The following is an 11,391-nucleotide window of genomic DNA, read 5'->3' as shown; positions in this document are numbered from 1 at the left end:
GGCCCAAGGCACTCTTGGGCATGCCATGGAATCCGGTAGCCAGACATGCTCAGACGCTTTTTCGTTGTACTCGCCAGCGCACTTCTTTTATTCGCTGCTACCGCGCAGGCGCAAGACCGGCGGGATGTCGGCCTGGTGTTGCTGACGGAGAACTTTCCGCCTTACAACATGGCGAAGAACGGCAAGAACTTCGCCCAGGACGAAAACATCCATGGCATCGCCGTGGATATTGTCCGCGAGATATTCAAGCGTGCCGACATTACTTATAGCCTCACGCTGCGCTTCCCCTGGGAGCGCATTTATAAACTCGCCCTGGAAAATCCTGGCTACGGTGTGTTTGTCATGGCGCGGTTACCGGAGCGTGAAAAGCTATTCAAATGGGTCGGCCCCATTGGTCCGGACGATTGGATCATGCTCGCCAAGGCCGACAGCAAGATCGCCCTCGACTCGTTGGAGCAGGCGCGCCAATACAGGATCGGCGCCTACAAGGGTGATGCGATTGCCGAAACATTGGCCAAGCAGGGGCTCAAGCCAATTGTCGTGCTGCGCGATCAGGACAACGCCAAAAAACTGGTCAACGGCCAGATCGATCTGTGGGCCACCGGCGATCCAGCCGGTCGTTACCTGGCGCGTCAGGAGGGGGTAAACGATCTCAAGACGGTGCTGCGATTCAACAGCGCCGAGCTGTACCTGGCGTTGAACAAGGACGTACCGGACGAGGTGGTTGCCCGGTTGCAGAAGGCCTTGGATGAACTGCGCAAGGAAGGCGCGGTGGATGCGATCATGGCGCGGTATCTCTGAGGGGGGCGTCAGCCTCGCTGGCTACCGATAAACCCCATCTTTCCCATGCCCAACCATCGCCCGGTTACTGCGCAGGCTGATCATTGACTTGATGTCGATCCATTCGATGCCTTGGGCCTTGAGCTTGGGCAGTTCGCGTTCGAGCACGGCCAGGGTCTGGGGGTAGGGATGGCCGATCATCACGGCCGAGCCTTGCCGGCGGGCCAAGTCGATGGCGATTTGCAGTTGCTGGGCGATGGCGGCTTCGGTGCGTTCGTCATCCAGGAACACATCCCGCGACACACTGGCCAGGCCGATCTTTTGCGCTTCGGCGGCGGCGACTGTCCGGGCGCTGGTGCGGCTGTCGATGAAGAACTTGTGTCGTTGCTGCAAGTTCGCCATCAACCACGCCATGGCTTGGGGCTGGGCGGTCATGCGACTGCCCATGTGGTTGTTGATTCCGCTGGTGTAGGGCACGGCTGCGAATGCGGCGTCGAGGCGCTTGCCCAGTTCTTCGATGGGTAGCTCCGGATGCCAGGCGAATGGCCCGGTGGCCGGGTCCATGGGCATGTGCAGCATGACCAGCTTGCCGGCGCGATGGGCTTCGCGGGCGAATTCGGCGGCGTGGGGCGTGTCGGGCATGATCGCGGCGGTGACCGGACCGGGGAGGGTCAGAACCCGGCGATCCCGGGGCAGGTTTTGCCCCAGGTCGTCGATGATCAAGCTCAGGTACGCTTTGTGCGGCGAGGAGGTTGTGGCAGGGGCCGCGTTAACGGCTCCCGCCAGCAGGCACAGCAGGACGAAGGTAAACCGCAGGCCCATCTCAGCGGCCGGACGTGATGTTCAACCCCTTGAGCAAGCTCAAGGCCTGGGCCAACTGATAGTCGTCATCCTGCGGCATTGGCTTGGCCTTGGCGCCGGAGCCGGTCGGTTTGTCGGCGCCGCCGTTGCCATTGCCCAAGTGACCCTGCAGGTCGGCTTCCTTGAAGTACTCGCTGTCCTGCTCGCTGGTGATCTTGGCCTTGCGCACCTCGATGTCCGGGACGATGCCTTGGGCCTGGATGGAGCGGCCGTTGGGCGTGAAGTACAACGCGGTGGTGATCTTCAAGGCGCGGTCGTTGTTCAGCGGCAACACGGTCTGCACCGAGCCCTTGCCGAAACTGGTGGTACCCATGACGACACCGCGCTTCTGGTCTTGCAGGGCGCCGGCGACGATTTCCGATGCCGACGCGCTGCCGCCGTTGATCAGCACCACCAGTGGCACGGCTTCGCTCAGGTCGTTGCCGGTGGCCGAGAAGCGCAGCTCGGAATTGGCGATGCGACCCTTGGTGTAGACGATCAGGCCTTTGGTGATGAAGTGATCCACCACTTCAACTGCTGATTGCAACACGCCGCCGGGGTTGTTGCGCAGGTCCAGGACCAGGCCGTTGAGCTTCTTGCCGTTGTCCTTGCGCATCTTGGCCAGGGCCTTGGCGACTTCCTCGCCGGTCTTGACCTGGAACTGGGTAATGCGAATGTAGCCGTAGCCCGACTCCAGCAACTGGCTTTTCACACTTTTGACCTGGATGACGGCGCGGGTCAACGTCACGTCGAATGGCGTACCACCGTCGCGCACCAGGGTCAGGGTGATCTTTTCTCCGATCTTGCCGCGCATCTTGTCCACGGCTTCGGTCATGCTCTGGCCGCGAGTCGGCTGGCCGTTGATCTTGACGATGAAATCGCCAGCCTGGATGCCGGCCTTGGAGGCAGGCGTGTCGTCGATTGGTGAGACCACCTTGATGAAACCGTCTTCGCTGCCGACCTCGATCCCGAGGCCGCCGAATTCGCCGCTGGTGCTTTCCTGCAACTCGGCGAAATCTTCTGGTCCCAGGTAGGCGGAGTGCGGGTCGAGGTTGCTGAGCATGCCTTTGATGGCATTCTCCAGCAGCATCTTGTCGTCCACCGGTTCTACATACGCGGCTTTGATCCGGTCCATGACTTCGGCGAAGGTACGCAGCTCATCCAATGGCAGCGGGGCCTTGGTGGTGACAGCCGTAGCGGTTGTTGGCGACGGCGCGGGTTGCGCGGCAAAAGCCAAAGGCGCACCGATCACGAGGGCGATCGTCAGGGCCAGCGAGGTGAGGCGGGACAAATGCAGCATGTCGAACGAACTCCTGAGTTGGATGGGCGCGCTTATCCTTGCGCACGACACCATTGGGCCGGATCACTGGGGCGACCCTGCTGGCGAATAGCAAAATACAGTGCTGGCGTGTCCTGCCCGCCACTGTTGCCGACCGTGGAGATGGACTCGCCGGCCTTGACCACATCCCCCGCCGACTTGAGCAGCGTTTGATTATGGCCGTAAAGGCTCAGGTATCCGTTGCCGTGATCCAGGATCACCAGCAGGCCGGCACCGCGCAGCCAGTCGGCAAACACCACGCGCCCGCCATGTACGGCGTGCACCTGGCTACCGGCGGAGGCGCTGATCATCACGCCGTCCCATTTGGTGCGGGTGTCGTCGCCGCGGGTTTCACCGAAGCGCGCAAGTAATCGACCATTGACCGGCCATGGAAGTTTGCCCCGGGCTGAAGCAAAAGCGCCGCCAAAGGTTTCGCCGTCACTGGTAACCAGCGCGCCGGGGCTGACTTTGGCTGGCTTGCGCGGTGCCTCGCCGGCACCGGCGTCGGCTTGGGCTTCACGCAAACGCTTTTTTTCGGCTTCCTGCTGGGCAATCAGCGCTTTCTGGCGCGCTTCTTCCGCCTCTCGGGCCTGGCGGGCCAGGGTCTCTTCGATGGTTTTCAACACATTGGCCAGTTCGGCCTGGTCCTGCTCGCGGGCCTTGAGCTTGCTGTCGCGGGCCTTCACATCGTCATTGAGCTTGGCCAGTGCGACCTGGCGTTCCTTGCGGACCTTGTCGAGTTCTTCGCGTTGGGTGTCGAGGCTGCTTTTTTGCACCAATAGCTGGGCTTGCTGCAGCTCGATGTCTTTTTCGACATTGGCCAGTTGGCGCAGGGTTTCGTTGAAGCTCTTGAGCTGCTCCAGGCGTGCCTGGCTCAGGTAATCGTAATAGGTCAGGGTGCGGGCGAATTTTTCGGGGTTCTGCTGGTTGAGCAACAGCTTTAGGTATTCCTGGCGGCCGTTCTGGTAGGCGGCCCGGGCCTGGATGGCGATCAGCTTTTGCTGTTCAGTGCGCGCGCTCTGGAGTTTTTTTTTCTCTCCATCGAGCCGTTGCAGCTCGGATTCGCTTTTCTTCAGCTCTTTCTGCAAGGCGTCGACCTGCTTTTCCAGCTTGCCCATCTCGGTCTCGGTGCCGCGCAGGTCTTTCTGTACGCTGGATTTTTCTTCCTGCAGCTTGTTCAGCAGTTTCTTCAGCTCGGCAATGTCCTGACGCGTGGCGTCCAACTGTTGTTGGGTTTGCGCGCGCTCATCAGCGAAGGCCGGTTGGAGCAGGCAGGTCAGAGCAAAGGCTATCAGGACGCGAAGCATAGAGGCGGGCGACACCAGGGAAAGGGACGGCCTAGTATGCCCGCCCCACGCTGCAAAAAAAACGCCCATTTGGGGCTGTGTGATAACTGGCCGAAAAAACACCTGGACCAATGCGGGAGCAACCTTGCTCCCGCATTGGGGTGCGGGTCAGACCAGGATCGAAGTCCCGGTCATCTCCGCCGGTTTTTCCATGCCCAGCAGCATCAGCATCGTCGGCGCGACGTCAGCCAACACGCCGCCGTCGCGGACCTTGAAGTCACGCTTGCCGACATAGATGAACGGCACCGGCTCGGTGGTGTGGGCGGTGTGGGCCTGGCCGGTGGACTCGTCGGACATTTGCTCGACGTTACCGTGGTCGGCGGTGATCAGGGCTTCGCCGCCGACTTTTTCCAGCGCGTCAACGATGCGACCGACGCAGACGTCAAGGCATTCCACGGCCTTGACCGCCGCGTCGAACACGCCGCTGTGGCCCACCATGTCGCCGTTGGCATAGTTCACCACGATCACGTCATAGCGCTGGTTCTCGATGGCGTCGACGATGCGGTCGGTCACTTCCGGCGCGCTCATTTCCGGTTGCAGGTCGTAGGTGGCGACTTTCGGCGACGGAATCAGGATTCGCTCTTCGCCCGGGAAGGGCTCTTCGCGGCCGCCGGAGAAGAAGAACGTCACATGGGCGTACTTCTCGGTTTCAGCGATGCGCAGCTGGGTCTTGCCGTTTTTTGCCAGGTAGTCGCCCAACACGTTTTCCAGGCTGCCGGCGGCGAAGGCCGATGGCGCAGGGATGCTGGCGGCGTATTGGGTCAGCATCACGAAGCCGGCCAGTTTCGGCTGCCGAGCGCGCTCGAACTCCTTGAAGTCGTCTTCGACAAAGACGCGGGTCAATTCGCGGGCGCGGTCGGCGCGGAAGTTCATGAACACCACGGCGTCGCCGTCTTCAACCTTCACCGGCTCGCCGACGGTGGTGGCCTTGACGAATTCATCGCTTTCGCCGCGCTCGTACGCGGCTTGCAGGCCTTCCTGGGCGGAGGCGGCGTTGAATTCGGCGCTGCCATCGACGATCAGGTTGTAAGCCTGGGCGACGCGGTCCCAGCGGTTATCGCGGTCCATGGCAAAGTAGCGGCCGATCAGGCTGGCGATCCGGCCCTTGCCCAGCGTCTTGAACGTGTCGTCCAGCAGCTTGATCGACGACTCGGCGCTCTTGGGCGGCGTGTCGCGGCCGTCGAGAAAGGCATGCAGATAAATATGCGTGGCGCCGCGTTTGGCGGCGAGCTCGGCCATGGCGATCAGGTGATCCTGGTGGCTGTGCACGCCACCGTCCGAGAGCAGGCCCATGAAGTGCACGGCCTTGCCGGCAGCCACGGCTTTGTCCACGGCGGCGCAGATGGTCGGGTTTTCGAAGAACTCGCCGTCGCGGATCGATTTGGTCACGCGGGTGAAATCCTGATACACCACGCGACCCGCGCCGAGGTTCATGTGGCCGACTTCGGAGTTGCCCATTTGCCCGTCTGGCAGACCGACGTCCATGCCGCTTCCGGAGATCAAGCCGTTCGGCACGCTGGCCCACAAACGGTCCAGGACGGGCTTCTTCGCCGCGTACACGGCGTTGGATTCGTGGCTGTCACTGTGACCGAAGCCGTCGAGAATCATCAGGACCAAAGGTTTAGGCGTGGTAGTCATGGAATCCACTCGTGGCTGATTAAAAGAAGACGATGGAAAAGGGACGGGCAGTTTAAAGGTAAGTTCCGGTGCCGTCACCGCCGGGCGGGGTTTGGCCGGCCATGCGTGCTGTGTATACTGGCCGACATTTTAACGCCCTGGAACCTCCTTCGATGGTTGCTCACCTGATTGAATTTGCCACTAACCACTACATTCTCGTCGGTATCTTCGTCGTACTGCTGGCGTTGCTGGTTGCCCATACGATGCAGGGCGGCGGACGCAGCCTGAGCACCGGCGAGCTGACCGCGCTGGTCAACAAGGATGCCGGCGTGGTGGTCGATATCCGCCCGAGCAAGGATTTCGCCGCTGGTCACATTGTTGGCGCGCTGAACATTCCCCAGGACAAACTGATCGCTCGCGTGGGCGAACTGGAAAAGCACAAGGCCAAGACGCTGATCCTGGTCGACGCCCAAGGCCAGCAGGCCGGCACCCTTGCCCGCGAACTGATGAAGTCCGGCTTCACCGCCGCCAAGCTGTCCGGTGGCGTTGCGAGCTGGAAAGCCGACAATCTGCCCCTGGTGAAGTGAGATGCCGCACGTTGTTGTCTACTCCAGCGATTACTGCCCCTATTGCTCCCGAGCCAAGATGCTGCTCAAGAACAAGGGCGTGGCTTTCGAAGAGATCAAGGTCGACGGCAAGCCGCAGCTGCGCGCCGAAATGACCCAGAAGGCCCGGCGTACCTCCGTGCCGCAGATCTGGATCGGCGACACCCACGTGGGCGGTTGCGATGATCTGTTCGCCCTGGAGCGCGCCGGCAAGCTGGACGCGCTGCTCAAGGCCTGAATTCCCAATTAATAGAACCTGAAAGTAAGAAGGATCTGCGATGACTGACCAACAGAACACAGCTGCCACTGAAGAAGAAGCCGCACCGCAATTCTCCTTGCAGCGCATTTACGTTCGCGACCTGTCCTTCGAAGCCCCGAAAAGCCCGGCGATCTTTCGCCAGCAGTGGGAGCCGAGCGTGGCCTTGGACCTGAACACCCGCCAGAAGGCCTTGGAAGAAGACTTCCACGAAGTGGTGTTGACCCTGTCGGTGACCGTGAAGAACGGTGACGAAGTGGCGTTCATCGCCGAGGTCCAGCAGGCCGGCATCTTCCTGATCAAGAATCTGGATGCCGCTTCGATGAGCCACACCCTGGGCGCGTTCTGCCCGAACATCCTGTTCCCCTACGCGCGGGAAACCCTGGACAGTCTGGTGACTCGTGGTTCGTTCCCGGCCCTGATGCTGGCCCCGGTGAACTTCGATGCGTTGTACGCCCAAGAGCTGCAGCGCATGCAGGAAGCGGGTGAAACGACCGTTCAGTAAGCGGTCGATGAAACCTGGAAAAGCGCCTTGATAGGCGCTTTTTTCTTAGGCTGGTTCGTATCGGGTTATCTGAAGCCGTTCTGCCGCCAGGCTTCGTAAACCGCCACCGCCACGGTGTTGGACAGGTTCAGGCTCCGGCAACCTTCGCGCATCGGCAAGCGCAAGCGTTGCTCCGCTGGTAGCGCGTCCAGCACGTCTGCCGGCAGGCCACGGCTTTCCGGTCCGAACAGGAATGCGTCACCGGGGACGAAGCTGGCGTCATGAAACGGCCGAGAGCCTTTCGTGGTGAAGGCAAACAGACGCGGTTGCCCCAGGCTTTCAAGACAACTCGCCAAGTCGGCGTGTCGCTGCAAGGTGGCATACTCGTGGTAGTCGAGGCCGGCGCGGCGCAGGCGCTTGTCGTCCATCTCGAAGCCCAGTGGTTCGATCAGATGCAGGTGGCAGCCGCTGTTGGCGCACAGCCTGATGACGTTGCCAGTATTGGGCGGTATTTCCGGTTGAAAAAGGATGACGTGAAACATGCACGGCTCCGCAGATAAAGATGAGCGGCATTCTACGCCGCAAACCGATCGACGTTCGAAGCTAATGCCTCGGGTGATGGGCTCCTTGGCGCTTTTCGGCATGATGGTCGGGCTGATGATCGGTCGCATCACCACGCCCGAGCCGAGCGAGCTGCAGCAGATCGAAGTGGTCGACGGGGCCTTGGTAGCGTGGTTCAACAATGAGCCCAAGCTGCACGGGGAAATCATCGACGGCTCGGTCGCGCTGTTGTTCCAGGCAAAGGGCAAGGCGCAGAAGGGCCAGCTCAAGCTCATCGGCAGGGACGTGAACTGGCGGGTTCGCTTGAGTGACAAGGGCTTGTTGCTGACGCTGGTGGCGGCGCGTCCGTTGCGAGGGGATTGGGCCGGCAGCGAAGTCGATGACCGCTGGCGGCTGGAGGTCCGTCTCCAAGAGCAATAAAAGAGGGAATCCCCGGCCTGCCTGTACCAAGGTTCCCGAAACGGGAGGGCTTGCCGCGAAGGGTCCAGCCCTGGTGTAAAGAAGGGAAACCTTGACCTGCCTGTATCAAGGCCCCCAAAACTGTGGGCTCGATGAGCCCGGTATAAAAGAGGGGAATCCCCGGCCTGCCTGTACCAAGGTCCCCAAAACTGGGTAGTGACTGGGTTATTGCAGAGGGCGTGCCAGTTTCGAATGTTTTGTCACAAAAAAATGGTCATGAAGCGAAAAGCCCCGTAAATCGGGGCTTTTGCGTTATGTGGGTTTGGTTTTCCGAGACGGAGCGTTGGGTTCAGCGCTCGCATTACATGCGCAATTGCAGTTCATGGTGCATTGATGCGGTGCATGCGCCCCGCCTGGAGGCTGGCGCAAAGCGAAGGGCGGTCAGCCCTCATCCCCTTCATCGTCATCGCCGCCGTCAACCTTCATGCCCAATTCCTTGATCTTGCGGGTCAAGGTGTTGCGGCCCCAGCCCAGCAGCACGGCGGCGTCGCGACGGCGGCCGGCGGTGTGCTTGAGGGCGGTTTCGATCATGATGCGCTCGAAGGCCGGGACGGCGCTGTCGAGCAGGCTCGATTGACCACGTGCCAAGGCCTGGTCGGCCCACTGGCGCAGCGCTTGTTCCCAGTTGGTCACCGGCGCCGAATCCTGGGGCAGGCTCAACAGTTCCGGCGGCAGGTCGCTGATATGCACTTCGCGACCGGACGCCATCACGGTGATCCAGCGGCAGGTGTTCTCCAGTTGGCGCACGTTGCCCGGCCATGGCAAGTTCTTGAGGTATTCCTCGGTTTCACTCTTGAGCAGCTTGGGCTCCACCGCAAGTTCCTGTGCCGCGCGTCCGAGGAAGTGGCGTGCCAGGGTCGGGATGTCTTCACGCCTGTCCGCCAGGCGCGGGATGTGGATGCGGATCACGTTCAGGCGGTGGAACAAGTCTTCGCGGAATTTTCCGGCGTGAACCAATGTTTCCAGGTTCTGATGGGTGGCGGCGATGATGCGAACATCGACCTTGACCGGCGTATGCCCACCGACTCGATAGAACTCGCCGTCGGCCAAGACACGGAGCAAGCGAGTCTGGGTATCGGCCGGCATGTCGCCGATTTCATCGAGGAACAGCGTACCGCCATCGGCTTGTTCGAAGCGTCCACGGCGCAGGTTGGCCGCGCCGGTGAAGGCACCTTTTTCATGGCCGAACAACTCCGATTCCATCAAGTCCTTGGGAATCGCCGCCATGTTCAGCGCAATGAACGGCGACGCCGCCCGTGGGCTGTGGCGGTGCAGGGCATGGGCAACCAACTCTTTACCGGTGCCCGATTCTCCGTTGATCAGCACGGTGATGTTGGAATGGCTCAGTCGGCCGATGGCGCGAAACACTTCCTGCATCGCCGGCGCTTCGCCGATGATTTCCGGCGTGCGGGCCAGGGCGGGCACTTCTTCCAGGCCTTGTTGTTCCTGGGCGTGCTGGTTGGCGCGCTTGACCAGCGACACGGCTTCGTCGACATCGAACGGCTTGGGCAGGTATTCGAACGCACCGCCCTGGTAGGACGCCACGGCGCTGTCCAGGTCGGAATGAGCGGTCATGATGATCACCGGCAACCGCGGGTGCTGCTCGCGAATCCGCGCCAGCAAATCCAGGCCACTGGCGCCGGGCATGCGAATGTCGGAAATGATGACGTCCGGCTGCTGACGGGCCAGGCGGCTCATCACCCCGTCGGCGCTGTCGAAGCTCTGGGTGGTCATGCCTTCCTGCTGCAAGGCTTTTTCCAGGACCCAGCGGATAGAACGGTCGTCATCGACGATCCACACGGTTTCACTACGGCTCATGTCGATGTGGCTCCTTGTTCCAGTGGCAGGAAGATCGAGAAAGTGGTGTGGCCGGCGTGGCTTTCACATTCGATCAAGCCCTGGTGCTGGCTGATGATGTTCTGGGTGATGGACAGGCCCAGCCCGGTACCGTCCGGACGGCCGCTGACCATGGGAAAGAAAATGGTTTCCTGCAATTCCGCAGGGATGCCCGGGCCGTTGTCGATAATTTCGATCTTGGTCACCAGGCGGTGGCGTACATGGCCGATGGTGAACTGGCGCATGGCGCGGGTGCGCAGGCTGATACGGCCCAGGCGAAGTTCGTTCTGGCTGCTGATGGCCTGCATGGCGTTGCGCACGATGTTGAGCACCGCCTGGATCATCTGCTCGCGGTCGATCAGGACGTCGGGAATGCTCGGGTCATAGTCGCGCACCAAAGTGATGCAGCCCTGGCTTTCCGCTTCCACCAGGCTGCTGACACGCTCCAGCACTTCATGGACGTTGCACAGCGCCAGGGACGGCAGTTTGTTGGAGCCGAGCATGCGGTCCACCAGGTTTCGCAGGCGGTCGGCTTCCTCGATGATGACATTGGTGTAGTCCTTGAGGCTCTCTTCCGGCAGTTCCCGGGCAAGCAATTGCGCCGCGCCGCGAATACCACCGAGTGGATTCTTGATCTCATGGGCCAGGCCGCGCACCAGCATCTTGCTGGTTTCCTGCTTGGATAACTGGGCTTCTTCCTTGGTAATGCGCAGCAGGCGATCGCGAGGATGGACCTCCAACAACAGGAGCGTGGTGCCGTTGTTCAGGATCGGCGTAACTGCGTAGTCGACGGTAAGGGTCTGGCCGGCCAGGGCGGTGAGCATCGCTTCGCGCTTGGTGAACGGGTGGGCCTGTTCAACGGCCTGGCGCAGGGAGTTCAGCGCCTCGGCGGACTCGGTGAACAGTTCGCTGATGAATTGCCCGTGACTGCGCTGGCCACTGATGGCCAAGAGCATTTCGGCCGCCGGGTTCATGTACTCCAGACGCAATTCGGCGTCGAGCAGGATGGTCGCGGTGGTGAGGTTGTCGAGCAGCAAGCGGTGTAGTGCGTCGCTAATGGTCATCAGGACCTCTTTTAAAGCGTAGCAATCGGGGTCAAGCCCTCAAATTGCGCGCGCGATTAATGCGCTGATACCAGGAAAATGCAAAAACCAAACCAAGGCTCCGAAAAGAAGCGTTTAAAGCCTCAAATAGCTTTTTTCCGCCCGTTTCCGTGGCGTTCTGCCAGCTTGATCGGGTAGTTTCGAACCAAAATGGGTTGGGGTTTGGGTAGGGTGCTGATTTGCGCA

Annotated in this window: 12 protein-coding genes; 5 read left to right on the top strand and 7 right to left on the bottom strand. The window is 61.1% G+C overall.

The annotated features are described in order from the left end of the window. Positions 1-45 precede the first annotated feature (45 nt). The gene (locus tag J3P95_RS23710; protein ID WP_434559190.1) at positions 46-801 is read left to right on the top strand and encodes a substrate-binding periplasmic protein; all 756 of its coding nucleotides are present in this window, start codon (positions 46-48) and stop codon (positions 799-801) included. A gap of 21 nt (positions 802-822) precedes the next feature. Here J3P95_RS23710 and J3P95_RS23705 read toward each other — a convergent pair whose 3' ends face one another. From J3P95_RS23705 to gpmI, 4 genes are all read right to left on the bottom strand, one after another. Beyond that, positions 823-1,602, bottom strand: coding sequence for a divergent polysaccharide deacetylase family protein (locus tag J3P95_RS23705; RefSeq protein WP_434559188.1), 780 nt, complete (start codon positions 1,600-1,602; stop codon positions 823-825). 1 nt (position 1,603) lies between these two features. After that, complete coding sequence (locus J3P95_RS23700) at positions 1,604-2,920, bottom strand: S41 family peptidase (protein WP_434559186.1); 1,317 nt, start codon at positions 2,918-2,920, stop codon at positions 1,604-1,606. 32 nt (positions 2,921-2,952) lie between these two features. After that, the gene (locus tag J3P95_RS23695; protein WP_434579498.1) at positions 2,953-4,245 is read right to left on the bottom strand and encodes a murein hydrolase activator EnvC family protein; all 1,293 of its coding nucleotides are present in this window, start codon (positions 4,243-4,245) and stop codon (positions 2,953-2,955) included. Between the two features lie 147 nt (positions 4,246-4,392). Then, positions 4,393-5,922, bottom strand: a complete 1,530-nt coding sequence (gpmI, locus tag J3P95_RS23690; protein WP_434579499.1) for a 2,3-bisphosphoglycerate-independent phosphoglycerate mutase — start codon at positions 5,920-5,922, stop codon at positions 4,393-4,395. Between the two features lie 152 nt (positions 5,923-6,074). Between gpmI and J3P95_RS23685 the strand changes: the two genes are divergently transcribed. From J3P95_RS23685 to secB, 3 genes are read left to right on the top strand one after another with little or no spacing between them, the layout of a single operon-like run. Then, a complete protein-coding gene (locus J3P95_RS23685) occupies positions 6,075-6,488 on the top strand; it encodes a rhodanese-like domain-containing protein (protein WP_186638826.1) in 414 nt (137 codons plus the stop codon). Position 6,489: 1 nt separating this feature from the next. Next, a complete protein-coding gene (grxC, locus tag J3P95_RS23680) occupies positions 6,490-6,744 on the top strand; it encodes a glutaredoxin 3 (protein ID WP_305497430.1) in 255 nt (84 codons plus the stop codon). A gap of 40 nt (positions 6,745-6,784) precedes the next feature. Then, positions 6,785-7,267 carry a protein-export chaperone SecB gene (gene secB, locus J3P95_RS23675; protein WP_434559180.1) on the top strand — a complete coding sequence of 161 codons (483 nt, stop codon included), beginning with the start codon at positions 6,785-6,787 and terminating at the stop codon, positions 7,265-7,267. A gap of 65 nt (positions 7,268-7,332) precedes the next feature. Here the strand turns inward: secB and trmL are convergent, their stop codons facing one another. Then, on the bottom strand, positions 7,333-7,788 hold the full coding sequence (gene trmL / locus J3P95_RS23670; RefSeq protein ID WP_434579500.1) for a tRNA (uridine(34)/cytosine(34)/5-carboxymethylaminomethyluridine(34)-2'-O)-methyltransferase TrmL: 456 nt from the start codon (positions 7,786-7,788) through the stop codon (positions 7,333-7,335). Here trmL and J3P95_RS23665 point away from each other — a divergent pair. Next, positions 7,787-8,227 (top strand): hypothetical protein, encoded by a 441-nt coding sequence (locus tag J3P95_RS23665; RefSeq protein ID WP_434579501.1) that lies wholly within the window; start codon positions 7,787-7,789, stop codon positions 8,225-8,227. The two genes, trmL and J3P95_RS23665, sit on opposite strands and share 2 nt — an antisense overlap. Positions 8,228-8,647: 420 nt before the next feature. Here J3P95_RS23665 and ntrC read toward each other — a convergent pair whose 3' ends face one another. Both ntrC and glnL read right to left on the bottom strand, forming a co-directional pair. Further along, a complete protein-coding gene (ntrC, locus tag J3P95_RS23660; protein WP_186613250.1) occupies positions 8,648-10,084 on the bottom strand; it encodes a nitrogen regulation protein NR(I) in 1,437 nt (478 codons plus the stop codon). Next, positions 10,081-11,166, bottom strand: coding sequence for a nitrogen regulation protein NR(II) (gene glnL / locus J3P95_RS23655; RefSeq protein ID WP_434579502.1), 1,086 nt, complete (start codon positions 11,164-11,166; stop codon positions 10,081-10,083). The genes ntrC and glnL overlap by 4 nt, the downstream gene beginning before the upstream one ends. Positions 11,167-11,391: the final 225 nt, after the last annotated feature.

This window comes from Pseudomonas sp. Z5-35, assembly GCF_051131945.1.
Taxonomy (GTDB): Bacteria; Pseudomonadota; Gammaproteobacteria; order Pseudomonadales; family Pseudomonadaceae; genus Aquipseudomonas; species Aquipseudomonas marvdashtae.
The sequence above is the reverse complement of the archived record's forward strand: the minus strand, read 5'-3'. Positions and strand labels throughout refer to the sequence as shown.

Coding starts and splice junctions, on each gene's coding strand:
- J3P95_RS23700 (WP_434559186.1), bottom strand. CDS start 2,920: ATGCTGCATTTGTCCCGCCTCACCTCGCTGGCCCTGACGATCGCCCTC.
- grxC (WP_305497430.1), top strand. CDS start 6,490: ATGCCGCACGTTGTTGTCTACTCCAGCGATTACTGCCCCTATTGCTCC.
- gpmI (WP_434579499.1), bottom strand. CDS start 5,922: ATGACTACCACGCCTAAACCTTTGGTCCTGATGATTCTCGACGGCTTC.
- J3P95_RS23695 (WP_434579498.1), bottom strand. CDS start 4,245: ATGCTTCGCGTCCTGATAGCCTTTGCTCTGACCTGCCTGCTCCAACCG.
- glnL (WP_434579502.1), bottom strand. CDS start 11,166: ATGACCATTAGCGACGCACTACACCGCTTGCTGCTCGACAACCTCACC.
- J3P95_RS23665 (WP_434579501.1), top strand. CDS start 7,787: ATGCACGGCTCCGCAGATAAAGATGAGCGGCATTCTACGCCGCAAACC.
- J3P95_RS23705 (WP_434559188.1), bottom strand. CDS start 1,602: ATGGGCCTGCGGTTTACCTTCGTCCTGCTGTGCCTGCTGGCGGGAGCC.
- ntrC (WP_186613250.1), bottom strand. CDS start 10,084: ATGAGCCGTAGTGAAACCGTGTGGATCGTCGATGACGACCGTTCTATC.
- trmL (WP_434579500.1), bottom strand. CDS start 7,788: ATGTTTCACGTCATCCTTTTTCAACCGGAAATACCGCCCAATACTGGC.
- secB (WP_434559180.1), top strand. CDS start 6,785: ATGACTGACCAACAGAACACAGCTGCCACTGAAGAAGAAGCCGCACCG.
- J3P95_RS23685 (WP_186638826.1), top strand. CDS start 6,075: ATGGTTGCTCACCTGATTGAATTTGCCACTAACCACTACATTCTCGTC.
- J3P95_RS23710 (WP_434559190.1), top strand. CDS start 46: ATGCTCAGACGCTTTTTCGTTGTACTCGCCAGCGCACTTCTTTTATTC.